Annotated in this window: 26 protein-coding genes; 9 read left to right on the top strand and 17 right to left on the bottom strand. The window is 63.2% G+C overall.

Going from position 1 to position 25,016, the window contains the following annotated elements; all coding sequences use genetic code 11:
* Positions 1–111: 111 nt before the first annotated feature.
* Together ACOZJV_RS08365 and ACOZJV_RS08360 are read right to left on the bottom strand one after the other, a co-directional pair.
* A complete protein-coding gene (locus ACOZJV_RS08365; RefSeq protein ID WP_201130334.1) occupies positions 112–513 on the bottom strand; it encodes a type II toxin-antitoxin system HicB family antitoxin in 402 nt (133 codons plus the stop codon).
* Positions 514–545: 32 nt separating this feature from the next.
* Complete coding sequence (locus tag ACOZJV_RS08360; RefSeq protein WP_421547323.1) at positions 546–728, bottom strand: type II toxin-antitoxin system HicA family toxin; 183 nt, start codon at positions 726–728, stop codon at positions 546–548.
* A 277-nt stretch (positions 729–1,005) separates the two neighbouring features.
* Between ACOZJV_RS08360 and ACOZJV_RS08355 the strand changes: the two genes are divergently transcribed.
* On the top strand, positions 1,006–1,485 hold the full coding sequence (locus ACOZJV_RS08355) for a VOC family protein (protein ID WP_201130336.1): 480 nt from the start codon (positions 1,006–1,008) through the stop codon (positions 1,483–1,485).
* A 127-nt stretch (positions 1,486–1,612) separates the two neighbouring features.
* Here ACOZJV_RS08355 and ACOZJV_RS08350 read toward each other — a convergent pair whose 3' ends face one another.
* From ACOZJV_RS08350 to ACOZJV_RS08340, 3 genes are all read right to left on the bottom strand, one after another.
* Positions 1,613–1,894 (bottom strand): hypothetical protein, encoded by a 282-nt coding sequence (locus tag ACOZJV_RS08350; protein ID WP_421547322.1) that lies wholly within the window; start codon positions 1,892–1,894, stop codon positions 1,613–1,615.
* 507 nt (positions 1,895–2,401) lie between these two features.
* The gene (locus ACOZJV_RS08345) at positions 2,402–2,824 is read right to left on the bottom strand and encodes a hypothetical protein (protein ID WP_421547321.1); all 423 of its coding nucleotides are present in this window, start codon (positions 2,822–2,824) and stop codon (positions 2,402–2,404) included.
* Positions 2,825–3,197: 373 nt separating this feature from the next.
* A complete protein-coding gene (locus tag ACOZJV_RS08340) occupies positions 3,198–3,614 on the bottom strand; it encodes an Imm50 family immunity protein (protein WP_421547320.1) in 417 nt (138 codons plus the stop codon).
* Between the two features lie 437 nt (positions 3,615–4,051).
* On the opposite strand from ACOZJV_RS08340, the gene ACOZJV_RS08335 reads away from it, so the two are divergent.
* Positions 4,052–4,606, top strand: coding sequence for a hypothetical protein (locus ACOZJV_RS08335; protein ID WP_421547319.1), 555 nt, complete (start codon positions 4,052–4,054; stop codon positions 4,604–4,606).
* A gap of 559 nt (positions 4,607–5,165) precedes the next feature.
* On the opposite strand, the gene ACOZJV_RS08330 is transcribed toward ACOZJV_RS08335, so the two are convergent.
* From ACOZJV_RS08330 to ACOZJV_RS08305, 6 genes are all read right to left on the bottom strand, one after another.
* Positions 5,166–5,954, bottom strand: a complete 789-nt coding sequence (locus ACOZJV_RS08330) for an amino acid ABC transporter ATP-binding protein (RefSeq protein ID WP_078473792.1) — start codon at positions 5,952–5,954, stop codon at positions 5,166–5,168.
* 17 nt (positions 5,955–5,971) lie between these two features.
* Positions 5,972–7,213: an NAD(P)/FAD-dependent oxidoreductase gene (locus ACOZJV_RS08325; RefSeq protein ID WP_421547318.1), complete on the bottom strand. Its 1,242-nt coding sequence runs from the start codon at positions 7,211–7,213 to the stop codon at positions 5,972–5,974.
* Between the two features lie 50 nt (positions 7,214–7,263).
* A complete protein-coding gene (locus tag ACOZJV_RS08320) occupies positions 7,264–7,974 on the bottom strand; it encodes an ABC transporter permease (protein WP_020300018.1) in 711 nt (236 codons plus the stop codon).
* Positions 7,971–8,690 carry an ABC transporter permease gene (locus tag ACOZJV_RS08315; RefSeq protein ID WP_020300017.1) on the bottom strand — a complete coding sequence of 240 codons (720 nt, stop codon included), beginning with the start codon at positions 8,688–8,690 and terminating at the stop codon, positions 7,971–7,973. Before ACOZJV_RS08315 ends, ACOZJV_RS08320 begins: the two co-directional genes overlap by 4 nt.
* Positions 8,691–8,798: 108 nt before the next feature.
* Positions 8,799–9,554 carry a transporter substrate-binding domain-containing protein gene (locus ACOZJV_RS08310; protein ID WP_020300016.1) on the bottom strand — a complete coding sequence of 252 codons (756 nt, stop codon included), beginning with the start codon at positions 9,552–9,554 and terminating at the stop codon, positions 8,799–8,801.
* 12 nt (positions 9,555–9,566) lie between these two features.
* Positions 9,567–10,442, bottom strand: a complete 876-nt coding sequence (locus ACOZJV_RS08305; RefSeq protein WP_421547317.1) for a MurR/RpiR family transcriptional regulator — start codon at positions 10,440–10,442, stop codon at positions 9,567–9,569.
* A gap of 133 nt (positions 10,443–10,575) precedes the next feature.
* On the opposite strand from ACOZJV_RS08305, the gene ACOZJV_RS08300 reads away from it, so the two are divergent.
* From ACOZJV_RS08300 to nahK, 4 genes are all read left to right on the top strand, one after another.
* The gene (locus tag ACOZJV_RS08300) at positions 10,576–11,607 is read left to right on the top strand and encodes an Ldh family oxidoreductase (protein ID WP_421547316.1); all 1,032 of its coding nucleotides are present in this window, start codon (positions 10,576–10,578) and stop codon (positions 11,605–11,607) included.
* A 204-nt stretch (positions 11,608–11,811) separates the two neighbouring features.
* Complete coding sequence (locus ACOZJV_RS08295; protein ID WP_201130351.1) at positions 11,812–12,996, top strand: porin; 1,185 nt, start codon at positions 11,812–11,814, stop codon at positions 12,994–12,996.
* Between the two features lie 175 nt (positions 12,997–13,171).
* Positions 13,172–14,335, top strand: coding sequence for a nitric oxide-sensing protein NosP (gene nosP / locus ACOZJV_RS08290; protein ID WP_421547315.1), 1,164 nt, complete (start codon positions 13,172–13,174; stop codon positions 14,333–14,335).
* Positions 14,265–16,901, top strand: coding sequence for a hybrid sensor histidine kinase/response regulator NahK/ErcS' (nahK, locus tag ACOZJV_RS08285; RefSeq protein ID WP_421547314.1), 2,637 nt, complete (start codon positions 14,265–14,267; stop codon positions 16,899–16,901). The genes nosP and nahK overlap by 71 nt, the downstream gene beginning before the upstream one ends.
* Positions 16,902–17,057: 156 nt before the next feature.
* Here the strand turns inward: nahK and ACOZJV_RS08280 are convergent, their stop codons facing one another.
* From ACOZJV_RS08280 to ACOZJV_RS08255, 6 genes are all read right to left on the bottom strand, one after another.
* Positions 17,058–17,723, bottom strand: a complete 666-nt coding sequence (locus ACOZJV_RS08280; RefSeq protein ID WP_078473787.1) for a response regulator transcription factor — start codon at positions 17,721–17,723, stop codon at positions 17,058–17,060.
* A gap of 57 nt (positions 17,724–17,780) precedes the next feature.
* Positions 17,781–18,338 (bottom strand): PQQ-dependent catabolism-associated CXXCW motif protein, encoded by a 558-nt coding sequence (locus ACOZJV_RS08275; RefSeq protein WP_421547313.1) that lies wholly within the window; start codon positions 18,336–18,338, stop codon positions 17,781–17,783.
* A 127-nt stretch (positions 18,339–18,465) separates the two neighbouring features.
* Positions 18,466–19,257: an ABC transporter permease gene (locus ACOZJV_RS08270; protein WP_421547312.1), complete on the bottom strand. Its 792-nt coding sequence runs from the start codon at positions 19,255–19,257 to the stop codon at positions 18,466–18,468.
* Complete coding sequence (locus tag ACOZJV_RS08265) at positions 19,254–19,997, bottom strand: ABC transporter ATP-binding protein (protein ID WP_201130353.1); 744 nt, start codon at positions 19,995–19,997, stop codon at positions 19,254–19,256. Before ACOZJV_RS08265 ends, ACOZJV_RS08270 begins: the two co-directional genes overlap by 4 nt.
* On the bottom strand, positions 19,994–20,953 hold the full coding sequence (locus ACOZJV_RS08260; protein WP_421547311.1) for a YVTN family beta-propeller repeat protein: 960 nt from the start codon (positions 20,951–20,953) through the stop codon (positions 19,994–19,996). The genes ACOZJV_RS08265 and ACOZJV_RS08260 overlap by 4 nt, the downstream gene beginning before the upstream one ends.
* Positions 20,954–20,983: 30 nt before the next feature.
* On the bottom strand, positions 20,984–22,168 hold the full coding sequence (locus ACOZJV_RS08255; RefSeq protein WP_078473783.1) for an ABC transporter substrate-binding protein: 1,185 nt from the start codon (positions 22,166–22,168) through the stop codon (positions 20,984–20,986).
* 182 nt (positions 22,169–22,350) lie between these two features.
* On the opposite strand from ACOZJV_RS08255, the gene ACOZJV_RS08250 reads away from it, so the two are divergent.
* Genes ACOZJV_RS08250 through ACOZJV_RS08240 form a run of 3 tightly spaced genes read left to right on the top strand, consistent with a single transcriptional unit; the run spans position 22,351 to position 24,373 of the window.
* Positions 22,351–22,473 carry a hypothetical protein gene (locus tag ACOZJV_RS08250; RefSeq protein ID WP_020300004.1) on the top strand — a complete coding sequence of 41 codons (123 nt, stop codon included), beginning with the start codon at positions 22,351–22,353 and terminating at the stop codon, positions 22,471–22,473.
* 2 nt (positions 22,474–22,475) lie between these two features.
* Entirely contained in the window at positions 22,476–23,735 is a 1,260-nt protein-coding gene (locus tag ACOZJV_RS08245) for a HAMP domain-containing sensor histidine kinase (RefSeq protein WP_078473782.1), read from the top strand.
* Positions 23,735–24,373, top strand: a complete 639-nt coding sequence (locus tag ACOZJV_RS08240; RefSeq protein ID WP_020300002.1) for a response regulator — start codon at positions 23,735–23,737, stop codon at positions 24,371–24,373. Before ACOZJV_RS08245 ends, ACOZJV_RS08240 begins: the two co-directional genes overlap by 1 nt.
* Positions 24,374–25,016 lie beyond the last annotated feature (643 nt).

The following is a 25,016-nucleotide window of genomic DNA, read 5'->3' as shown; positions in this document are numbered from 1 at the left end:
GGCCTTCCGGCCGGCCTGGTGCCGCGCTCTGTCGCCGCTGCCGAGGCTGCGCTGGCCCTTACCGCCGCCCAACACACCTGCTACTGCCACCGTCCGAACGCCCCCCAATCCTCAACGCCCCAATTTCTCCATCGCCGCATCCGCCAGGAAAGACGACCGGCTCTTGATGTTGTGCTCTCGCACGAACCGGTCGATCCGCTGAATCACGTACCCGGGCAAGGTCACGTTGACCTTCTCGGTTTTGCCCAGGTAAGGCGCGACGTCGATGTCCAGCATGCCCCAGCCCATCCCCGCGAAATCGGGGTTGGCGCGGTGCTGGCCGATGGAGGTGGGCAGGGGAATGGCGTGTCCTGCACGGGCCAGTTCTTCGAGCATGATGTGGGCGATTTCCATGGCGGCGCCGTACGCGGTCTCGAAGCTGTCGCCAGCGGTGACGGCTCCAGGAATGTCGGGAATCTGGATGCCGGTGGCCGTCTGTTCGTCGCCCCACTCGATGCAGATGGGATATTGCACGGGGATTTCCTCAATAGATGAAGGCTGAAGGGCTATATCAGTCCAGCCAGTTTCCGGATGGCCCTGACCGTGCCCCGTGGCAGTTCCTTCTTCGGGTGCGGCACCGGAACGGTCTCGGGCCGGTGGGGATGCTTGAACAGGTGGTGGCTTCCGGTAACCCGGTCCAGTACCCATCCTGCGGCTTCAAGCTCCTTGATCAGCTGTCTGCTTTGCACCTCCATCTCCTTATCGGGTGAGGGGTGCTTTATAACTCCAGGCGCATAGTAACGCAGGTTGAATTATGTGTCTGGAGTTATGTATCGGAAAGTGTCGTTCAGGCGTCTTGGCAAACATCAAAGCGCTTTCGGCCAACGGCAGCCGGTCGCAAAGGGCTGCAAGGGGGCGATTTTTGAAAAAACAGCGCTTTGTACAACACTTAGGGTTCGCCTGTGGGTTTGCCTAGGTTCAGCGCGGCTGGAATGAAGGCGTCAGGCCTGATTCTGGAGAAGAAAAATGCTCAGCAAAAACACGATCTGCCTCTGGTACAACGGCACTGCGCAAGATGCTGCGCAGTTCTACGCCCAGACCTTTCCGGACAGCGCGGTAGTCGCTGTTCATCACGCGCCTGGCGACTACCCGGCGGGCAAGCAGGGCGATGTCATAACGGTCGAGTTCACGGTCATGGGCATCCCTTGCCTCGGATTGAACGGCGGGGCGGGGATCACGCATAACGAGGCTTTTTCATTCCAGGTGGCGACCGACGACCAGGCCGAAACGGACCGCTTGTGGAACGCGATTGTCACCAACGGAGGCCAGGCAAGTGTCTGTGGCTGGTGCAAGGACAAGTGGGGCGTGTCGTGGCAGATCACGCCCCGTGTGTTGACCGCCGCGATCATCGACCCCGATCCCGCGGCGGCCAAGCGCGCTTTCGACGCCATGATGACCATGACCAAGATAGACATTGCCGCCATCGAAGCCGCACTCGCCGGTTAGCAGGCCTGTAAGCCGCTGCGTATTGGTGTTGGCCGTCATCCGAACGCCAGCGGCTACAGAGCCTGTAGCCGCTGCCGAGGCAAGAGGCTGCGCCGGCCAGCGCCGGCGCCGTGATACTTCAGGTGCATCAGGGCTCTTGTCCCGTACGCCACTGAATCACCTCCAACACCGCGCACCCTTCCCGGGTGAGCAGGTGCACCCCACGAGTGATCCGCGTCAGATCACAGTCGGAAATATCCTTCAGATTAAGCGTGGACAGCGTGTCCATCAGATCCCGCACCACGGTGAAACGATGGGCCGCACTGCTGGCGAGATCGTTCAGAGAGGCTTGGGTGTCGAGGTAGAAAACCGCTTGATCGGCGTCGTGGGTGTCGACGGCAGTAAAGCGCGAGTGTGCTTGGTCATACATCGGTGCAGCTCCTGTGAGTGGAGCAATCACCTGAGGTGCCGGCTACGAGGGAAATGACGATTGTGCGGGTATGTGACGACCGGGGATCCACCGCGCACAGCCGTCATAACATCCTGTCGCGGGCACCTGATAGGCGACTGCAAGAGTGTGTCGATCGCTGATGCTGCGTTGTAATCCCGACCGGCCAAGGTCGTTCGCGATTTTGCTGCGAGGGCGAACTATAGGGTGGGTGGTTGAGAGCGACAACTGGGTGTCGGGTGAGATTGTTTGAGGAGGTGTGTCGTGGAAGCAGCGGAAACAGTGGCGACGGGACATAGGTGATTAAGCTGTGGTTTGCCCTAGGGAATTGAGTACATACAAGAGAGGCCGCTATCGGCCAAAAGGAGTCACTCATAGCATCTACTAAACTGGGGCGATTGATGTATCAATCAAAGGACGCCAAGGTTAGATGTTGATTTATTTCAGTAGACTTTGACCCTCTGGGAGGGTTGGCAGCTGGAATGGAAGTCAAAATGTATATACCCATAGTTCATTAAATACATAATCAGGGTCAAGGATATCGCTGAGGCTTTCAAAGTCGTCAAGCTCTTCGGGAAGAGATAACCCAATTCCGCGAAGCTGGTCTATTTGAACAAAACCCGACCACGCTATTTGTGCTTTTGAATTGGCCAGTACTTCTGAAACGGTAATTCCAGGCCATAATTTATCCATGTACCTTCCTTGGAATTTTTCATTGCATGATACTGCCGAAATTATACCTTCGCTGTCATGGTATGCGGTTATTAATCCATTATTTATGACTAATGCATTCGTTGTTTTTTCAATAAGGTATTCGCTTTTTAATATTGCTCTGGCTATGTTCTCTATCTGCTCGCCAATCGATATTCCCCCAATAGATACTCCGGGGATGATGATGTTGTTTATTTTCATGGTTGCCCTCTATTTTGGCGAGTTAGCCAAGATTTCATTAATGAATACGCTGATGACCGTCTCGCTATCCTTACCGACCAACTTCACCAGCATTACGTTTTATTCGTTCGTTGCCTTTCACGAAGGGCTGCTTCTGGCCGATTGCAGCCCTTCACGACAGACCGCTATCGGCCAGAAGCCGCCAGTGGCGAAAGACTGCTCTCGACCCAAAGCTGACCTTCACCCAGCCTGCTAAAACCGAGAAGCTGAATCAATGTAGACGATCAGCACCAAGGGAAAACGGCTGGAGCATGCTCGACCTCAAGCCGCACCAGTCTTCCTTGGCGACCTTCCAAACAATGTAAAGCTGAGTAAAAAGTAGAGCAGACGAGGATCAGGACATTAGATTCGTTACCGCTCCAACGGCTACATGGTTGCAACGAATGCTTCCGCCAATTCCCCAGATCGAGACGATCTCCACGAGAATCGATAAGTCTTGTAATCGCTTCAGATTAATTGATTCGAGCACGTTTTGATGATTGAAATCTGTCAGTGAAAGGTCATGGATATCACTGAATATCAGCTCAACCAGTAAACTTTTCTGGCATACGTATTCAAAGTCCGCCGTCCCAACGCCAACCGCATCATGCTCTCGATAGTGCACGCACAGCTTCGCGATCGTAGCCGAACCTTGGTCCGGCAGGGCACGCGATACCAAAAAAGAGATCACCTCTGCGTCGTGAAACGATGGCCAGAAACCAATAGTTTCAATCACATTTTCGGCTCCGCTGATCAGCTCTTCGGGTTTCACTGTGTGCCTCCAGGATGACGTCAATGATTGATATTCATCAGATATGCAGCAAACGGCAAGTCATTGTGCAGCGACCGCGCCTCACACTGTAGAGATCCTATGCAGGAAAAAGCCTGAATCGGTAGGCTTGCTCAGTGATGACTGCAAAGGATCTTTTGGGTCGACTGTAGCCCTTCGCGACAGGCAGAAATCGGCTCTAAGTCTTCCTTCTCGTAGAAGGCTATTGATCAGAGGCTGCTGGTCAATGTTTCTCAATATTCACGCACAGTCCATCTCGCAACACTCCCAATATTTCCTACACCAGAAAAACCCAACCGGCTTTTCATGGACGCCCCCATGCCGTCCATTGCACTATTGCGCCGACCTTTCAGTCACCCACCATCCTCCCGTCAATGGCCGCCCCATCAACGGCCCACGCTAAGGAAGCAACCCGTTTTATGACCGTCTCCGAACTGTTCGCCGCTATTCGTAAACCCTATGTTGAAACGCTGTCACGTGTCGCTGCGCAGTGCGCGTCGCACGTTGAGCCGGCTTATAGAAACAGCGATGGCTCATTGGCCACGGAAGGCGCAATGGACACGCCCTGTCGGGTGGATGCCATTGCAGCGGAGGGCGTTTCGGCTGGGCAGCTGGTGCAGGTCGACTCTGAAACCGAGCTGGCCTTTGAGCCTGTACGTTTTGAGCTTGGGCAGACGGCGGTGGTCATTTCTCCGTTTGGTTGGGACTGGTTGCCATTGGAGGTGCGGGGCTTGAGTGGGGAGGTGGCCTCACAGGTGGTTCGTGCCTGGTTCTTTGAGTGGTTCGATGGGGAGGATGAGAACCCGCCTACCGAAGAAGGGCTGCAAGGTGTGGTGCACTTTGTGTCGGATCCGGAGGCGACGGAGGAGGGGTACAGGGTGAAGATTGATTTGGGGTCGGCTCCGGGGGAGGCGGTGGAGGGGCTGCTGTTTGAGTTGTCAGATGCGGGGGCTGTTGGGGTTGCGCTTGGGTGAATGAGTACATCTGAGGGGGCATGGTGTTTTTGAGGGCCAGCGCAGGCTCGGCAGCGGCTACAAGGACGCGAACGAACCAAAACCAGGCCGGCCGGAAGGCCGCCGTCTTGCTCTTGATTTTGCTTTTGCTTTTGATTTTGATCTGAAGCGCCCCGTTAAACCACGATGGCCGAACGCAGGCAGTGAGCCGTGGGCAACCCGGCAGGACGCCGGGTTAGCCGCACTGGGCCATGGATGGCCCATTGCGGCGGCCCACGGATCAATGCCGGAGTGAGGGCATGCCGAGCCTAGGCGAGGCACCGAGTGGTGGGGCAAGAGCCCTTTGGTTACTTTGGGGCTTTTCCAAAGTGACCCGCCGTAAGGGCGGAACCCATAGCCGCCACACCCGCAGCAATGGATATGTACACCCATAAACCCGAGGCGTCAGGTCTTGGGGCCGCTGCGCGGCCCAGCGGGAGCAAGCTCCCTCACCACAACAAGCTCCCTCACCCCAACAAGCTCCACCACCTCACAAAGTCAGCTCGCCAGACCCGCAGATCACACATCTACATCCCAAAAATCAATGCACAATCTGCGCAAGAAACGCCTTAGCCCGCTCACTCTTCGGCGCCCCAAAAAACGCCTCCGGCGGCGCATCTTCCACAATCCGCCCCCCATCCAAAAACAACACCCGCTCCGCCACCTGCCTTGCAAACCCCATCTCATGGGTCACACACAGCATGGTCATGCCACTCCCCGCCAGCTTCACCATCACATCCAGCACCTCACTGACCATCTCCGGGTCCAGCGCCGAGGTCGGCTCATCGAACAACATGATCTTGGGCTCCATGCACAACGCCCGGGCAATCGCCACGCGCTGTTGCTGCCCACCGGACAGCTGGCTCGGGTATTTGTCGGCCTGGTTCTCGATCCCCACCTTGGCCAGAAACCCCCGGGCCAGTTCCTCGGCCTTTTTGCGCGACAGGCCGCGGACGGTGATCGGCGCCAGGGTGCAGTTGTCGAGCACGCTCATGTGCGGGAACAGGTTGAAGTGCTGGAACACCATGCCCACTTCGCTGCGCACGCGGGCCGCTTCGCGGGTGGCTTGGGAGAGGTCGGTGTTGTCGATGAGGATCCGGCCTTTCTCGGCGATTTCCAGGCGGTTGATGCAGCGGATCAGGGTCGATTTGCCCGAGCCGGAAGGGCCGCAGAGGACGATGCGTTCGCCCTCGCGCACTTTGAGGTCGATGTCGTGCAGCACGTGGAACGCGCCATAGAATTTGTTCAGGCCGCTGATATCCACCACCACTTTGCGGGTGTCGGTGGCGATGATCGGCGCGGTGGTCAACGGGGCAGTCTGGGTCAGCATGGTCGGGTCTCCGGCGATCAGTGGAAGCGGTCGGCGCTGTAGGGCGCAGGGTCGGTGAACGGCGTGGCGCCGGTGAGCATTTCCGCCAGCAGGCGGCCGCTGACCGGGCCCAGGGTCAGGCCGTGGTGGGCGTGGCCGAAGTTGAACCACAGGCCTTTATGGCGTGCGGCCGGGCCGATCACCGGGCACATGTCGGGCAGGCACGGACGACGGCCGAGCCAGGGTTCGGCGTCGACCCGTTCGCCCAGGGGGTAAAAGCGGCGGGCCAGGGCTTCGCAGCGACGCAGCTGGATTTCATTGATCGGGTCGTCGCGGTCGGCGAATTCAATGCCGGTGGTCAGGCGAATGCCGCCGACCATCGGCGCCAGCACGTAGCCGCCCACCGGGTCCAGCAGCGGGTGCTGCAAACGGGTGCCCGGCAGCGCCGCGTAGTGCATGTGGTAACCGCGTTTGATCGCCAAGGGGATCTGGTAGCCCAGGGGTTCGAAAATCCCCCGCGCTTCAGGGCCCAGGGCCACCACTGCCTGTTCGGCGCTGATCACCCCGGCCTCGCTCTGTACCTGCCACTGGCCGTCGACTTGGCGCAGGCTCAGGGCATCGCCGATCACGAAGCGGCCACCGCGCTGCTTGAACAGTTCGGCGTAGCCGCGGGTCAGGCCGCCCGGGTCGGTGACGGTCTTGGGGTCGAGCCAATGCAGGCCGCCGACCACGTCGGGGTGCAGTCCGCTTTCCAGTTGATGGATCTGCTGGCGGTCGAGCACCCGGTAGTTCAGGCCGTATTCCTCCAGGGCCAGGGCGTCGGCCTGGGCCTTGGCGAAGGCGGCCGGGTCGTTGAAGGCTTCGATCCAGCCTTCACCCTGGATCAGGCCCTGCATCCCGGCGGGTTCGGCCAGTTGCATATGTTCGCTGACGCAGCGCTCGATCAGCGGCAGCATGGCGCGGGTGGCGCGGGCCAGGCCTTTGGGCGCGGAATGGCGCCAGTACTGCAGCAGCCAGGGGCCGGCCTTGGGCAGGTGGCTGAAGCTGTAGCGCACGTCCGATTGCTGGTTGAGGCCGTAGCGCAGCAGCTTCGACACTTCCCGGGGGAAGGCGTAGGGGATCACGCTGGCGCGCTCGATCAGTCCGGCGTTGCCGTGGCTGGTGCCGTTGCCCGGTGGCTGGCGGTCGAGCAGGATCACCTGCTGGCCGCGCGCTTGCAGGTGCAGGGCGGTGCTGACGCCGACGATCCCGGCGCCCAGAACGATGGTTTGGCAATGCATGGAGTCAATCCTTGGTACGCGGGCCGCCAGGGCGTCCCGCTGGAGTTCGGTCAGTTGAGGTGGCGGCTGAGGCGGCCTTCGAGGAGTTTCAGGCTGCGCCGCACCACTTCAACGATCACCAGGTACAGCACCGCGGCCCAGAGGTAGATCTGGAAGTCGAAGCTGCGGGAGAAGGCCAGTTTGGTCACGCCCATCAGGTCGTAGATGGTCACCAGGGAGGCGATGGCGCTGGCCTTGATCATCAGGATCAGCTCATTGCCCAGGGGCCCGATGGCCACCAGCAACGACTGCGGCAGGATCACTTTGCGAAAGCTGGTCCAGCGCGACAGGCTCAAGGCCTTGCACGCTTCGCGCTGGCCTTCGGCGACCGCCAGCAGGCTGCCACGCAGGATTTCCGCCTGGTAGGCGGCGGTGTTCAGGGTGAACGCCAGCAGGGTGCAGAACCACGCATCGCGGAAGAACCACCACAAGCCCACGTCCTGCCAGAAGCCTTTGAACGAGCCCAGGCCGTAATACAGCATGAACAGCTGGGCCAGCAGCGGCGAGCCGCGGAAGAAGTACACATAGGCGCCGCTGACGTTGCGCAGCAGGCGGCTGTTGGACAGGCGGGCGAGGGCGATCAGCAGGCCGAGCACGGCGCCGAGGCTGAAGGAGATCGCCACCAGCTTGCCGGTGACCAGCAGGCCGTCGATAAAGCGCGCGCCGTAGCGGTCCAGCAGCTCGGGGCTGAGGAACAGGTTGAGCAATTCATCCAGGCTCATGGGCGCGCGCTCCGTTGATGACGGTTGAAGTACTGCTCAAGGAAGCGGAACAGTTGCCCGGACAACGCCGAGAAAAACAGATAGCCGAAGCAGGCCACGGCGTAGAACAGCATCGGTTCCTTGGTCACGCTGACGGCCAGGTTGGTCTGGCGCATCAGGTCCACCAGGGAGATGGTCGAGACCAGGGAGGTGTCCTTGAGCAGTGACAGCCAGTTGTTCGACAGGCCCGGCAGGGCGATGCGGGTCAACTGCGGCAGCACCACCTTGGTGAAGGTGGTACGGCGCGACAGGCTCAGGGCCGAGGCGGCTTCGTACTGGCCCTTGGAGATGGTCTTGAAGGCGCCCAGCCAGATCTCGCTGGAGAACGCGGCGAACACCAGGCTGAAGGCGATCATCGCGGCGACGAAGGTGTTGATCGCCACTTCGCCGGGGTAGCCCATGGCGCCGAGGATCTTCTGTGCAGCAATCTGGCAGCCGTAGTAGATGATCAGCAGGGTCAACAGCTCCGGCAAGCCGCGAAATACGGTGGAGAAGGTGGTGGCCCAGGCCCGCACCCAGCGGTTTTTCGAGCGGGCGGCCAGGGCGACGGCGAGCCCCAGGGGCAGGCCGATGGGCACGCAGCTCAGGGCCAGGGCGATGGTGACCAGGGCCCCGGCCAGCAAGGCCGAACCCCAGCCGCCGCTGGCGAACGATAACAGTGACAGATGTTCGAACATGCTCGAACCCTCAGGACAAATTGAGCCTGCACGCCGGCGCCGCACTCAGGGGGTGAGTGCAGGGCTGGGGTACTCGAAAGAGGCGGGCCGCCACGCGGCCCGGGGCGGTCAGTAGATATCGAAGGCGAAGTAGCGGCTGGAGATCTTCTTGTAGGTGCCGTCGGCCACGATCTCGTCCAGGGCCTTGTTCAGGCGCTCGCGCAGGGCGTTGTCTTCCTTGCGCACGGCGATCGAGGCGTCGGCGGTGGTGCCTTGTACGTCACCGATGATCTTGCAGCAGTCCTTGCCGGCGGTTTCGGCCCAGGCCAGCAGCGGAAACTTGTCGGCGATCACCCCGTCGACACGGCCGGCGGCCAGGTCGCTGTTGGCTTCGTCCAGGGTCGGGTAGAACTTCACGTCGGCACCGGCCGGGCCGTAATGGTCTTCGGCGTAGATGGCCTGGGTCGAGGACGACTGGGCGCCGACGGTGCGGCCTTTGAAGCTGGTCTGGGCGTCGGTGATGTCCGAGTCCTTGGCCACGGCGACCGACAGCGGGGTGCGGTAGTAGTGGTTGGTGAAGGCGATTTTCTTCTTGCGCTCGTCGGTGGCGATCATCGAGGCCACCACGGCGTCGTATTTCTTCGCCAGCAGCGCCGGGATGATGCCTTCCCAGTCCTGGGCGACGATGGTGCATTCGACCTTCATGCGTTCGCACAGGGCGTTGGTGATGTCGACGTCAAAGCCGTGCAGCTTGTTGTCGGAGTCGACGTAGTTGAAGGGCGGGTAGGCGCCTTCGGTGGCGATTTTCAGGACTTCAGCCTGGGCACCGGTAGCACCGGCGAGGACCATGGCACATGCACTGGCAAAGCGAACGACATTCTTCATTTAGCACCTCGATTATTGTTTTGGTCTGGCAGAGGATGTGTAACCCACGAACTCGTTATGCAGGGCGGCGGTGGCTTCCAGGCGGCGCTCGACGTCCGGGCCCAGTTGCTTGCACACCTCGTTCACCAGCAGGTGCACCAGCGACAGCATGGCTGCGGTGGACTCCCAGAACAGGTTGAACTCGGTGGGCACGCGGAACACTTCATCGGCGTTCTGCTCGGCCCAATCGCAGAACGTGTCGGTGACCAGGGTCACCGCGATCCCGGCCTCACGGGCCTTGCGGCACAGGTTGAGGGCGTGGCGCGAATAGCGCCGGGCCTCGAACACCACCAGGGCGCAATCCCCCGGCTGGCTCAGCAGCACCTCGGCGTAATGCCCGGCGGCACCGTCCACCAGGTGCACGTCATCGCGCAGGTACTGCAGCAGGTGGACCATGGACGCGGCGATACCACGCTCGGTCTGGAACCCGGCGACAAACACCTTGCGCCGGGTGGCCAGGCGCTGGGCCACGGTGATCCAGGCCGGGGTCAGGCTGTATTCATAGACTTTCATCAGGGCGCCGACTTCCAGCTCGAAGCTGCGCGGCAAACCCTGGGGCGCCTGGTTCGGCTGCTGGCGAAATTCCTGCAACCGATCGCCGACCAGCCACGGGCCTTCGCCGAGGTCATTTTTCAGGTCGTTTTTCAGGTCTTTGAAGTGGCTGTAACCGATGGCGCGGCAGAAACGCCCAACGCTGGATTCGCTGACGCCGAGCTTGTCGGCAATGTCGGCGGCGGTCTGGAAGGGCAGCTCGTAGAGGTTGGCCAGCATGTAGCTGGCAATGGCCCGGCCCGAAGCGGTGGCGCTCGACAGACTGCTTTCAAGGCGTTGTTTGATGGGCTGGCTCACGGCGAATTCCTGTGGTTGGACAGCGCGTGGAGTGGAAAATGAATGTTTTCTGTCATTAAGTCAATGTTTGACAGATAACTGGCGTGACGCGATAGTCAGGCCACTTCCAATAACAACTCCACCGGAGCCTGCGATGTCCGAAGCCACCCCCGTGCACGCCGAAATCGAGCACCTTGAGCTGTCCGAATTGACCCAGTTGCTGCAGCGCATTTTCCTGCGCCACGGCACCAGCCCCGAGGTCGCGCAGGTACTGGCCGACAACTGCGCCCGGGCGCAACGCGACGGCTCCCACAGCCATGGGGTGTTTCGCATCCCGGGTTACCTGGCGTCCCTGGCCAGCGGCTGGGTCGATGGCCAGGCGCGGCCGGTGGTGGAGGATGTGGCCAGCGGTTTTATAGCCGTGGATGCGGCCAACGGCTTTGCCCAGCCGGCCCTGGCCGTGGCCCGCGAGGCCCTGATCGAGAAGGCGCGCAGTGCCGGGATCGCGGTACTGGCGATTCGCAATTCCCACCACTTCGCCGCGCTCTGGCCCGATGTCGAGCCCTTTGCCGAAGCCGGCCTGGTGGCCCTGAGCGTGGTCAACAGCATGACCTGCGTGGTGCCCCACGGCGCTCAGCGGCCGCTGTTCGGCACCAACCCGATTGCCTTTGCTGCGCCACGCGCCGGGGCCGACCCGATTGTGTTCGACCTGGCCACCAGCGCCATCGCCCATGGCGATGTGCAAATCGCCGCGCGCCAAGGCGAGCAGCTGCCGCCGGGCATGGGTGTGGACAGCCAGGGCCAGCCGACCTGCGACCCCAAGGCGATTCTCGACGGTGGCGCCCTGTTGCCGTTTGGCGGGCACAAGGGCTCGGCGCTGTCGATGATGGTCGAGCTGCTGGCGGCGGCGCTGACCGGCGGCAACTTCTCCTTTGAGTTCGACTGGTCCCAGCACCCCGGCGCGCAAACCCCCTGGACCGGCCAGTTGCTGATCGTCATCGACCCGAGCAAATCCGGGGGCGGGCGCTTTGCCAGCCGCAGTGACGAGCTGGTGCGGCAGATGCAGGCGGTAGGCCTGGAGCGCCTGCCGGGCGACCGCCGTTATCGCAGCCGCGCCCAGGCCCGCGAGCACGGGATCCCCCTGGCCGCTGCCGAGCTGGCCAAACTGCGCCAGTTGGCGGGTTGAGCCGCAAGTCGTTCATCCTCTCGGGCCGGGGCTTGTAGGCCTTAAGTTTTGCTCCCGGTAGCGGTCCGGTCTTACGTCGAGTTTGCCGGGCCCTGCCAGCCACTCCAAAGCAGCCGCCATTCAGCGCCAAGGCAGCATGGGCCTGGCCGCAGGTCCTTTTGATAATCGCCTCCGACATCTCGTCCCCCGTTTGCGGAGCGCGCCATGCATAACAATAAGAATTTGCGGCAGTCTTTCCTGCCGGCCCTGATCGCCGGCTTTTCGACCCTCGGCCTGAGCACCATCGCCGAGGCCGAGATCATGCTGTACGACAAGGACCAGACCACCTTTTCCACCGACGGCTACATCAACGCCTTCTACGTCAACAGCGATGTCGACCGTGCCGGCGATCAGTACGACCGGCGCCAGGCACGGGTCAAGATGGGCTTTTTGCCCAACTACCTGGGCTTCAACATGGGCAAGCAGGTGGACGACTTGAAACTCGGGGCCCGCGCCTCGTTCTGGGTGACCATCAACGACAGTGAAACCAACGGCACCGACACCGCCATCGACGTGCGCCAGTTCTACGGCACCGTGGCCAACCCGGAGTGGGGCGAGGTGCTGATCGGCAAGGACTTCGGGCTGTTCGCCCGGTCCAACATCCTGCTCGATGAACTGCTCGCCGGTTACGGCCAGGTCAGCGACAGCCTGGGCCTGGTGGATGGCGGCGGGGTGTCGTTCGGCAATATCGGCAGCGGCTACCCGTACCCGTTCCCGACCTCGCAGATCACCTATCGCACCCCGGTAATGGACGGCCTGCGGGTCGCGGTGGGGATCATGGACCCGGTGGACACCAACGACAGCAGCCCGACCGGCAAGGCCTACCAGGAGAACCCGCGCACCGAGAGCGAGATCACCTACCAGTTCGACCTGGGCGGGGCCAAGGTCTACAGCTGGCTCAACGGCAGTTACCAGAGCTCGGACAACACCGACTCCACGGTCAAGTCAGTCACCTCCAAGGGCCTGGGCTATGGGGTGCAGGCCAAGATGGGCGGCTTGTCCCTGACCGGCTCGGGGTTCCAGGCCAAGGGCATCAACCCGTTCTTCACCAACAACGCCGGCGAAGCCACGCTGCGCAATGTCGACAGTAACGGCTACCTGCTGCAGGGCTCGTACAAACTCGGCAAGAACCGCCTGGCCCTGTCCTATGGCAAGACCCGTGACGACGGCAACGGCGTGGTCGGCAGCGGCGCCGACTATGAAACCCGCGGCATCGCGCTGTTCCACGACATTAACGACAACCTCAAGCTGGTGGCCGAGTACAACCAGTTCGAGATCGATGGCCACGACACCAGCGCCCAGAACGAAAACACCGACACCTTCGCCGTCGGCGCAGTCCTCACCTGGTAACCCCCTGGCCCGGATCCCGCCGTGCGCATCGCGGCGTGGCCCGGGCCGTCTGCCTGGTGCCGGCGGTCGGCGTCTCATCCCATTGAAGCGCCCACCCACTACACAAGTAGCATTCGTCGGGCGCGGGCGACTTCGTACACTCATGCCTCATACAGCGCACCCGCGGGAGGCGAAGATGCAACAAGCCCAGAGCGAGGGTGTCGTCAGCGCGATGTCCCAGGCCACCGATGTGCAGCAGGTCGCCCAGGAGCTGGCGCGGCAGCTGTTGCACCCGCACCTGGGGTTCGTGCTGTTTTTCTGTTCGGCCGAATATGACCTGCAGGCCCTGGGCCAGGCCCTGCATCAGGGTTTTGGCGGGATCCGCCTGGTGGGCTGCACCAGCGCCGGGGAGATCACCCCCCAAGGCTACGGGCGCAATTGCGTGACTGCGATCGGCTTTGACCACCGGCACTTTTCCATCGCCACCGAGCTGATCGACCAGATGGAGCACTTCAGCCTGATCGACGCCCAGCAGATGGTCGAGCGCCTGGTCAGCGACTGTCGCAGCAACACCCTGGCGCCAATCAAGGGCAACAGCTTTGCCCTGACCCTGCTCGATGGCTTGTCCAGCCGCGAAGAAATGGTCCTGGCGGCGCTGAGTGCGGCCCTGGGGGATATTCCGCATTTCGGCGGCTCGGCCGGCGACGACAATTACCTGACCCACACCCATGTCTACTTCGGCGGCGAGTTCCACAGCGGCGCGGCGGTGGTGGTGCTGGTCAATACCTGGCTGGATTTCGAGGTGTTCACCACTCACCACATCCTGCCGCGGGAAGAAAAACTGGTGGTCACCGGCGTCGACAGCAGCTTGCGCCGGGTCTACGAGCTCAACGCGGAGCCGGCCGCCGAGGAATACGCGCGGCTGATCGGGGTGCCGGTGGACGAACTCGACCACCGGGTATTCGCCGCCCACCCGCTGGCGGTGCGCATCAACCAGCACTACTACGTGCGCGCGGTGCAACAGGTGCACCCGGACCTGAGCCTGAGTTTTTACTGCGCGGTGGAAAACGGCATCGTCCTCACGGCCATGACCCCGGGGCCGTTGCTGCCCAACCTGCAAGCGCTGTTCGACGGTCTGCAACAGCGCCTGGGCGGGCTGCTGCTGACCATCGGCTGTGACTGCTTTTTGCGTCGACTGGAACTCGAAGACCGCGGCAGCCTGGACGAGATCGGGGCCTTTTTGCGCGAGCAGCGGGTGATGGGGTTCAACACCTACGGAGAACAGTTCAATGGCATGCATATCAACCAGACCTTTACCGGGGTTGCCATTGCCCGCAGCCGAACCCCCGCCAGCCGCTGAGCTGCAAGCCCAGGTCACGCGGCTTGCAGAAGAGAACCGCAAACTGCGGCGGATCAACGCCGCGCTGATCGAGCGGGTCGAATCCGGGGTCACCCGGGGCAACGACCCCTACGCGGCGTTCCAGCATTCGGTGGTGTTGGCCGAACAGGTGCGCGAGCGCACCGATGCGCTGAACCAGGCCATGGCCGAGCTCAAGGCCGGCAACCGCCTGTTGAGCGAGGCGCGGCTGCGGGCCGAGACCGCCCATCAGTACCTGATCGATGCCATTGAGAGTATTTCCGACGCCTTTGTGCTGTTCGACGAAGAGCAGCGCATCGTGCTGTTCAACAGCCGGTTCAAGGCGTTCTGGAGCAACAGCCGAGTGCGGATCATGGCCGGCATGCGCCTGGCCGAAGTCAAGCGGCTGATGACCAGCACCGGGATGTTCAGCGAAGAACCCCGGGGCCATGGCGACGAACACCTGCTGTATCGCTTGCAGGACGGGCGCTGGTTGCAGATCAGCGAACGGCCGACGCTGGAGGGCGGACGGGTGATCCTGTTCACCGACATCACCGAGGTCAAGCTCAGCGAAACCCTGCGTCGGGAGCAGGCGGTGGCGCAAAAATCCCACCTGCTGCAGCGGGCGGTGGACAACCTGTCCCAGGGCGTGGCCATGGTCAACGCCGAGGGCATCCTTGAGCTGTGGAACCGGCGCTTCCTGGAGCTCAGCGGCTTGGCCCCGGTGGCGGCCCACCGGCCATTCGCCGAGGTCATCGCCGACAGCGAACTGAGCCTGCTGACCCCCGCCAGCCGCGACAGCAACGGGCGGGTGATCCATGAATGCGAGCAGCGCCTGTACGACGGGCGCATGCTGGAAATCCGCACCCATCCGCTGCCCACCGGCGGTTTCGTCAACACCTTCACCGACATCACCGAGCGCTACCAGCACGCCGAGGCCCTGAGCGAAAGCGAGCGCTGGATCCGCCTGATCACCGACCATGTGCCGGCGCTGATCGCCTACCTCAACGCGGACCTGGTCTACGAATTCACCAATAAGGTCTACGAGGAATGGTACTGCTGGCCGCGTGGGGTGATGCTCGGCCAGAGCCTGCGCGAGGTCCACAGCGAACAGCACTACCAGCGCCTGGAGTCCTACGTGGCGCGGGCCCTGGCCGGGGAGAGCGTGACCTTCGAATTCCCGGAAACCAACATCAATAACCAGGAGCGCTACATGCTGCGCTCCTACGTGCCCAACCGCCTGGCCACGGGTGAGGTGGTGGGGATTTTCGTGCTGATCCGCGACATCACCGAACGCCGGCGCACCGCCGAGGCGCTGCACCAGGCCTATCAGAACCTGGAGCTGCGGGTCCGTGAGCGCACCGCGGAATTGACCACCCTCAACCAGCAGCTGCTGCGGGAAATCGACGAGCGCAGCCGGGTCGAATCGCGCCTGCGGGAAGCCAAGCTGGAAGCGGAGCAGGCCAACCTGTCGAAAACCAAATTCCTCGCGGCGGTCAGCCATGACCTGCTGCAACCCCTGAACGCGGCGCGGCTGTTCACCAGCGCGCTGCTGGAGCGGCGCGAGCCCCAGGCCTGCCAGGTGCTGGTGCGCAATGTCAGCAATTCCCTGGAGGACGTGGAAAACCTGTTGGGGACCCTGGTGGATATTTCCAAGCTCGATGCCGGGGTGATCAAGGCCGATATCGCGCCGTTCGCCCTCAGCGAGCTGCTGGACAACCTGGCGGTGGAATACGCCCAGGTGGCGCGCAGCGAAGGCCTGGAGCTGCATTTTGTCGGCTGCTCGGCACTGGTGCGCAGCGACATCCAGTTGCTGGCGCGGATCCTGCGCAACCTGCTGAGCAATGCCATTCGCTACACCCGCAGCGGGCGCGTGGTGCTCGGCTGCCGGCGCCAGCGCCAGCGGCTGTCGATCGAGGTGTGGGACAGCGGCATGGGTATCGCGGAAAACCGTCTCGAGGAAATCTTCCAGGAATTCAAGCGCGGCGATGTACAGCGCCCGGACCAGGATCGCGGGCTGGGCCTGGGGCTGGCGATCGTGGAGAAAATCGCCGGCATCCTCGGCCACCGGATACGGGTGTGCTCGTGGCCGGGCAGGGGTTCGATGTTCGCCGTCGAAGTGCCCCTCAGCGCCACCGCGCCCAAGGCCCTGCCCAGTCTGAACATGAGCGAACCGATGCTCGAACGGCTGCGGGGCGCGCGGGTGTGGGTGCTGGATAACGACGCGGCGATCTGCGCCGGCATGCGCACCCTGCTCGAAGGCTGGGGTTGCCGGGTGGTGACCGCCTTGTCCGAGCAGGACCTGGCGCGACAGGTCGACAACTACCACGCCGAAGCCGATCTGCTGATTGCCGACTATCACCTGGACAATGACCAGAACGGCGTTGACGCCGTGGCCCGGATCAACGCCCGCCGTGCGTCGCCGGTCCCGGCACTGATGATCACCGCCAACTACAGCAACGAACTCAAGCAGCAAATCCGCGAGCTGGGCCACACCCTTATGCACAAACCCGTGCGCCCGATGAAACTCAAAACCGCCATGAGCCACCTCCTGGGCCCCAACCCATAGCCGCTGCCGCCAGGCTGCGCTGCGCCGAGGCACTCAGGTCAATTGAGGACGTTATTGAGGGCCAGCGTCCGACCGCGGCCCGAGCCTTTGACAGCGGCTACAAGGTGCTGCGGCTTCCCGTTTCGGGGCGCGTTCAGACGCCGATGGGCTACCGGCTCAACGACGCAAATAGGCGCCGAAGTCGATGTCCCCGGCGCTGAGGATGGCCTGGACGCGGTTGTGGACGTTGAGTTTGCGCAGGATGGCCGAGACGTGGGCTTTGACCGTGGTTTCGGCGATGTCCAGGGTGTAGGCGATCTGTTTGTTCGATTCGCCCTTGGTCATGCGTTCGAGTACCAGCAGTTGCTTGCGGGTCAGGGCCTGGAGCAGTTCCGGCGGGAAGCTGGGGTTTTCGTTCATGCGCCGCCCGGAGCTGCTCTTCTGGGTGCGGATGATGTCCGGCGGCAGGTACACGTTGCCGTTGAGGATCTGCTCGATGGCCTCGGTCATCTGCGAGCGCGGCGAAGACTTGGTGATAAACCCCACCGCGCCATAGGTGATGGCCTGGAGCACGATCTGCTTGTCCTGCTCGGCCGAGACGATCACCACCGGGATGGTCGGCGCTTCGTTGCGCAGGTTGATCAGGCCGTTGAGGCCGTGCATGCCCGGCATGTTCAGGTCGAGCAGGATCAGGTCCAGGTCGTCGTGCTGCTGGGTCAGGGCCAGGGCGCTTTCCAGGTCGGCGGTTTCCATGACTTCGCTGCCGGGGAAACCATCGCTGATAACGTTGTGGATCGCTTCACGAAACAGGGGGTGATCGTCGGCAATCAGAATTTTGTACATGGCCTTTCACCTCGTTATTTTTTGATTGTGGTGGGGCTGGAGCACGCGGGTATTGGCTCAGGGAAAGGGTTCGGGCTGGGCTGGCGACACGGGCAGGTTGGCGGCTTGCCAGGCGTCGAGGCCGTCGCGGTACCAATACAGGGTTTTATAGCCCAATGCTGCGGCGCGTTTTACCGCGTTCCAGCTCAACCAGCAATCGGATCGGCAATAAAAGACCAACGGTTGTTCCAGGCGGCCGGCGCTGGCCTGTTGCAGATGGCGGGCGAAGTAGGCCTGCCAGGGCGCGCCGAGTTCGCCGTCGCCGGTATTGGCCAGCCACAGGCTGCCGGGCAGGTTGGCATGGGGTTCGTCCTCGATGAAGCGGCCTTGCAGCCATTGCCGGCGATAGACATCGATCAGCACCGGGCGCGGGGTCTGTTGCAGCAGCTGTTGCAGGGCGGGGGTGTCGATGATCTGCGCACCGTCCAACTGGTTCGGCGTCGGGCTGCGGTACAGGCTGGTGCGATAACCCTCGGCGGAAAACAGCGGGGTTTCGGCGTGTGCCGGGCCGGCCAGCAGGCTCAGCCAGGCAAGTGCCAGGCAGGGGCGTAACAGACAACGCAGGGCACGTGGCATAGGGCTTTTATCCTTCTTGTTATAGGCCCATTACATGCCACGGATGGAGCTTTGTGAATGCGACGATAGACAGTAAAACCGCTACGAAAGTACTGTTTTCTGCCCGCAGTAGGGCCCGGCGGCGCCCTCAGCCCTGTTTGCGCAGCGCCGCATGCTGCGGGTTGAAGGTCAGCACCGCCAGCAGCGAGAACAGCAGGGTCAGGCCCAGGCACACCGCCAGGGCCAACGGGTTGAAGCGCTGGTACAGGGCAAAGCGCACCAGTTCCACGCCATGGGTGAAGGGGTTGAGGGCGCACAGCCAGTACAGCCACTGGCTGGCTTCGAGCATCTTCCACAGCGGGTACAGCGCTGACGACAGGAAGAACAACGGGAAGATCACGAAATTCATCACCCCGGCAAAATTCTCCAGCTGGCGAATGGCATTCGACAGCAGCAGCCCCAGGGCGCTCAGCATCAGGGCCACCAGCAGCAACGCCGGCAAGGCCATCAGCAAGCCCATGGCCGGCGGCTGCACGCCGTACAGCCAGGCGATGGCCAGGAACGCATAGACCTGCAGCAACGAGATCAGCGAGGTGGCCAACAGCTTGCTGGCCAGCAGGAAGGCCCGGGGCAGGGGGCTGGTGAGCAGCACCCGCATGCTGCCCATTTCCCGGTCGTAGACCATCGACAGCGAGCCCTGCATGCCGTTGAACAGCAAAATCATGCAGGCCAGCCCGGGGATGATGTAGACCTCATAGGGGATGTAGGTGTCGTAGGGCTCGATGATGGCGATGCCCAGTGCCGCGCGAAAGCCGGCGGCGAACACCAGCAACCACAGGAGCGGACGCACCAGGGCACTGAGAAAACGCGTGCGCTGCAACACGAAACGCAGCCATTCGCGCAGCACGATACCGCTGAAACACTGCCAGTAGGCGTTCATCGGCCTGCGACTCCAGAAGGGGATGGGGCGGTGAGGCGGGCGAAGGCCGAATCGAGATCGCCGCCGTGTTCTTGGCTCAAGGCTGCGGCCTGTCCGCTGGCCACCAGCCGGCCCTGATGCAGGATCAGCAGGTCGTCGCTGGCCTGCACTTCGTCCAGCAGGTGGGTGGTCCAGAGCACGCTTAACTGCTGCTCGCGGCACAGGTTGCGGATGTGCTGGTTGAGGGCCAGGCGGCTGGCCGGGTCGAGGCCGGCGCTGGCCTCGTCGAGCAATAACAGGCGCGGTTCATGCAACAGCGCGCGGGCGATTTCGACCCGCCGCCGGTGCCCGCCATTGAGCTCGCGGACCCGTTCCCGGCGGCGCTCGGCGAGGCCCTGGCGCTCCAGTTCAGCGTCGATGCGGGCATGGCTCTGGCGCCGTGACAAACCGTGCAACGCCGCGTGGTAACGCAGGTTCTGCTCGATGCTCAGGTCCAGGTCCAGGGTGCTTTGCTGGAACACCACACCCAATTGGCGCAGGGCCGGGCGCGGGGCCTCGCGCAGGGAATGACCGCCGACCCGGACCTCGCCCTGCTGCACGTCATACAGCCGGGTGAGCAAGGCGATCAGGGTCGACTTGCCGGCGCCATTGGGCCCCAGCAACGCGGCAAAACGCCCGGGTGCCAGGCTGAAGCTGACCTGTTTCAGGGCCTCGCGCGGGCCGTAGGCAAAGCTCAGTTGGCTGACCTCCAGGGCATTCATGGGGTAACCACCACGCCCCACGGATAACGCCCGACCTTGATCGACTTCAGCACCTTGCGGCTTTGCACATCGATCACCGAGACGTCGCCGCTGACGCCGTTGGTGGCCAGCAGTTGGCGCTGGTCCGGGGTAAATGCCAACTGCCAGACGCGCCGGCCCACCAGCAGGTAGTCGAGGATCTCGAAGGTCTTGGCGTCGATCACCGCCACATGGTTGGCCGGGCCCAGGGCGACGAAAGCGTACTGGCCGTCGGCACTGAGCTTGATCCCCACCGGCTGCACTTTGTCGGGGTGCACGCCCTTGATCTGGAAGTTCAGGGTCTTGAGGATCTTGCGTGTGGCGACGTCGAGAATGGTCACCGTGCCGCCGATTTCCGCCGAGGCCCAGAGCTGCGAACCGTTCTGGTTGAACTCGACAAAGCGCGGGCGCTGATCCACCAGGGTGCTGTCGGCCAGGGTCTGGGTGCTGGTGTCGATCCAGTGCAGCATGTTGGTGGTTTCACTGGTGTTGACCGCCCACTTGCCGTCGGGGCTGACTGCCATGCCTTCGGGCTCGACCCCGACATTGATCTGGCCGATGACCTTGGAGGTCTCGGTATCGATCACCGTCACCAGCGCATCGTCCTCGTTGGACACATACAGCCAGCGGTTGTTGGGGTGCAGGGCGAACTGCTCGGGGTCCTTGCCGGACGGTAGTTCCTTGATGATCTTGCGCGTGGCCACGTCCATCACCTGGACCCGGTCCGAGTCGCTGGCGCAGATGTACAGCAGCTTGTTGTCGTGGGACAGCAGCAACCCGCGCGGACGCTGGCCCACGGGCAGGGTCTCGGTGACTTGCAGGGTCTGCATGTCGATCAGGCTCAGGCTGTTGTCTTTCTCGTTGGAGACCCAGGCGGTGGCGGCCGCGGCGTTTCCGGCAGCGAGCAGCAGGGCGCATGAGAGCAGGGTGCGACGCATGGCGGATTCCTTGTTGTTGTGGTGTTGGGATCAGGGGTAGCGGCAGGTCACCTCGGGCTTGTCGTAGCCCAGGCTGTCCATTTCATTGAAGGGGTGCAGGAAGCCGTCCTGGGGCGAGGTGCTGACCAGTGCCCGGGGTTGGACGATGGGGATCGGCTGGCGCAACTGGCCGTTCCACGGGCGATAGCTGAGCTTGCGGCCCTTGAACCCGTCCAGGGGCAACTGCTCGGACAGTTCCAGCTGCTGGATGGCCACGGGGTCGGCCTGGCGCAATTTGCTGACGGCGCTGGCGATGCTGCGCACGGCGATCCAGGCGGCGAAATCCCGGTCGTTCATCCAGCGTCCGGCCAGGGCCTCGAAGCGTTTCTGCAATTGCGCGGCGCCGTAGGTTTCCACCGTCTTGTGCCAGCCGGTGGGCGTCAGGCCCTGGGTCCCGGCCACCGGCCGCGGGTACCAGGTCTGGTACGGCACGTACTCGCCGAAATCACCGCGTTCGTCGGCCACCAGCACCACGTCGTATTCGGCGGTCTGGGTGAACAGCGGCATGTCGGCCTGGGCGCTGCGGCGCTGGTCGTTGTCGAAGCTCCAGGGTTTTTCGGCGACGATCTTTACCCCGAAACGCTTGCTGGCGCGGCGCAGGGCGGCCGCATAGGCCTCGTCGTCCGGGGTCTGGCCGACGATCAGCAGCGCGCGCTGCCATTTGCGCACGGCCATGAACTGCACCAGCGCGTCGGCGAGCATGGCCCGGCTCGGCAGGCTGTGCAGTACGTTGCCCAGGCAGGCGGTGCTGCGCAGGCTGTCATCGGCGCTGCCGACGTTGAACAGCAGGCTGTCGGGCAGGGCGGCGCTGAGCTGGCGCAGGCTGGCCGCCGGGGCATTGACCACGAACAGCCGCAGGCCCTCGGCGTGCTGGGCCTGGGCGGCTTGCAGCAGGGCCTCGGGGCTGTCGACGCTGGCGCTGCGCAGTTGGTAGTCGTGCTTGAGAAAACGCCCGGTGCTGTTGCTGTCCTCGATCGCCAATTGCGCGCCGCGCTCACCGGCGTCATTGGGCTCGGGAATGACGTTGGACAGCAGCGGGCCGGGGTCGGGGCGATACCCCAGGTAGCCGATGCGCACGCTCAGCGTGCCCTCGTCGGCCTGGCTTTGGGTCGCCAGCAACGCGGCGCTGGCAATCGCCAGCAAGTAGATCAAGGCGTAACTGACGAGCTGGCGCATGGGGCACTCCGCTAGGGGAGGCGTCAGCATAGGAAGCCCTGGCGGGCGGGGAAATATGCAGAAAGTACCGCTCGGCCAGTACCAAGGTAGTACCCCGCTGGCTCCGGCGCGGTTTTAGCATGAGGGCAACGGTCACCTGGCGCGCCACCTTCCTTGCATCGCCACCTTGGAGAGCACCGAACATGCGGATTCTCAAAGCGTTGCTGTTGCCGCTGTTACTGATCCTGAGCCTGATCGGCGTCGACAAACTGCACCCGGCGCGACCCTTGCAGACCCTGGTCGCGCCTGCAGTGCCGGGGCGTTAGGGATGTCGGCACTGTGGCGGATCAACCTCTGGGTGACGGCGTTTTTCGCCTTGGTCACGCTGGCCTGCATGGCGCTGCTGCTGCACCAGGCGGTGGCGGATGTGGAGCGCGAGCTGCAATCGGCCGAGGCGGTGGTGCAGTACCTGGGTGAAACGGCCGAGCGCGATCCGGCCAGCCTGCAACCGCGCCTGACCCGCAGCCTGCGCCATGTGCGGGTGCACTGGCTGGCGCCGGGCGAGTCACTTGAACTGGCCCCCGAGCAGGGGCTGGATGCCTGGCTCGGTCGCCAATTGTTCGACGGCAGCCGTCGCAGCCACAAGGTGCTGGACTTGAGCGACGGGCGCCGAGTGCTGATCGGCGTCGACCCCAGTGATGAGATCGATGAAGTCTGGGATTCATTGCAGCAACTGCTGAGCCTGTGTGGCCTGGCACTGTTGCTAAGCCTGCTGACCATCCGCTGGGCGGTGCGCCGCGGCATGGGCCTGCTGGACGACCTGCTGCGCGCCTTGCGGCAAGTGTCGGGCGGGCAACTGGCGGTGCGCCTGCGGGCCGAGGGCCTGCCCGAGGCGCGGCAGCTGGCCGGCCACTTCAACCACATGGTCGAGGCCCTGGAACAGGCCCGGGCCGATAACACGCACCTGACCCAGGCCCTGCTGGCGGTGCAGGAACAGGAGCGCACCCACCTGGCCCAGACCCTGCACGATGACCTTGGGCAATACCTGGCGGGGATTCGCGCCCAGGCCTGCCTGCTGCGGGTGGTGACCGACCAGCCGGCGCTGCTGGCGCAGACGGTGCAAGCCCTGGAATCGAACTGCGAACACCTGCAACAGGGCTTTCGCGCCCTGGTGCACGACCTGTATCCGGTGGTGCTGCAACACCTGCCGCTGGACCAGGCCCTGGGCCTGCTGGTGGAGCATTGGCGGGGTAGCCAGGGCATCGATTGCCAGCTGCGGGTGGACCAATACCTGCCGCCGCTGTCGATGCCGAGCAAGACTCACCTGTATCGGCTGCTCCAGGAAGCCCTGACCAACGTCGCCCGCCACGCCGGGGCGAGCCGGGTACGGGTGCGCCTGCAACACCGCGCCGGGCGCCTGCGCCTGTCGATCCGCGACAACGGCCGTGGCGCCCAGCAGCCGCAGCAGCCAGGGGTGGGCCTGCATTCGATGTTCGAACGCGCCCGCAGCCTGGGTGGCGAACTGCGCATCAACAGTCAGCCCGGCGCCGGTTGGGCGCTGGCCTTGAGCATTCCCTTGGAGGCGTGATGAATATTTTGCTGGTCGATGACCACGCGGTGGTCCGCCAGGGCTATGCCAGCCTGCTGCGGGCCTTGTTGCCGGCGATCCAGGTGCGCGAAGCGGCCACGGGCGAGGAGGCCCTGGTTCGGGTCCAGGAAGAGGTGCCGAACCTGGTGATCATGGATTTTGGCCTGCCCGGCATCAGCGGCCTGGAAACCACCCGGCGCTTGCGCCAGCGTTTACCGCAGTTGCGGGTGCTGTTCTTCAGCATGCATGACGAGCTGCCGCTGGTGCGTCAGGCGCTGGATGCGGGGGCTTCAGGCTACCTGACGAAGAACTCGGCACCTGAGGTGTTGATCGAGGCGGTGCGCAGGATCCTCGCGGGGCACGCGTACATCGAACAACCCCTGGCCACGCAACTGGCCTGCACGCCCCAGCAGAATGCCAGCGACCCGCGCCTGCAAAGCATGACCCAGCGCGAACTGGAGATTTTTGTGATGTTGGCCAAGGGCACTCCGGCGCGGTTGATTGCGCAGCAGCTGTGCATCAGTGCGAAAACGGTGTCCAACTATCTGACCATGCTCAAGAGCAAGTTGCAGGTTAGTTCTCATGCGGAGTTGGTGCATTTGGGGATTGATATGGGGGTGGTGAGGGTGGCGGGGTGATTTTGGAGTACATATCCATTGCTGCGGTAACGGCGGCTTAGGGTTTCGCCCTTACGGCATATCCGTTGCTGCGGTAACGGCTACTTAGGGTTTCGCCCTTACGGCGAGTCCCTTTTGTCAAACGCCACAAAAGGAACCAAAAAGTCTCGCCCCGAGCGTACGGCCCTCGCTGCGCTCGGGTTCCCTCGTTCCGGTGTCCCTCAGGGGGCATCGCTTCCAGCGACGTCTTCGACTGCGTCGAAGGGCGCTGCGCGCCAATCCCCTGATGAACACCTCCACTCGGCCTGCCGAAGGGGCGGGTAGATCAAAATCTGAAGCCGCTGCCGCCAGGCTGCGCTGGGCGGCATTGGCGCTGTGTTTTTATCGGGTGTATAGGGTGTCAGTGAGGGCCAGCGTCCGAGCGCGGCCCGAGCCTGGCGGCAGCGGCTACAGATGGCCGGTTAAGGCGCCTTGATTTTAGGGAGGACGGGACGCGCAGGTACCGGCCCAGGCCGGCCGGAGGGCCGCCTCGCTCTTGATTTTGATCTGCAGCGCCCCGTTAAACCACGATGGCCGAACGCAGGCAGTGAGCCGTGGGCAACCCGGCAGGACGCCGGGTTAGCCGCGCTGGGCCAGGGATGGCCCATCGCGGCGGCCCACGGAT

Origin of the sequence: Pseudomonas sp. QD4 (assembly GCF_049199125.1) — a bacterium.
In the GTDB taxonomy this organism is placed as follows: Bacteria; Pseudomonadota; Gammaproteobacteria; order Pseudomonadales; family Pseudomonadaceae; genus Aquipseudomonas.
Note: the sequence above shows the minus strand (reverse complement) of the source record. Positions and strands in the feature narration are given on the sequence as shown.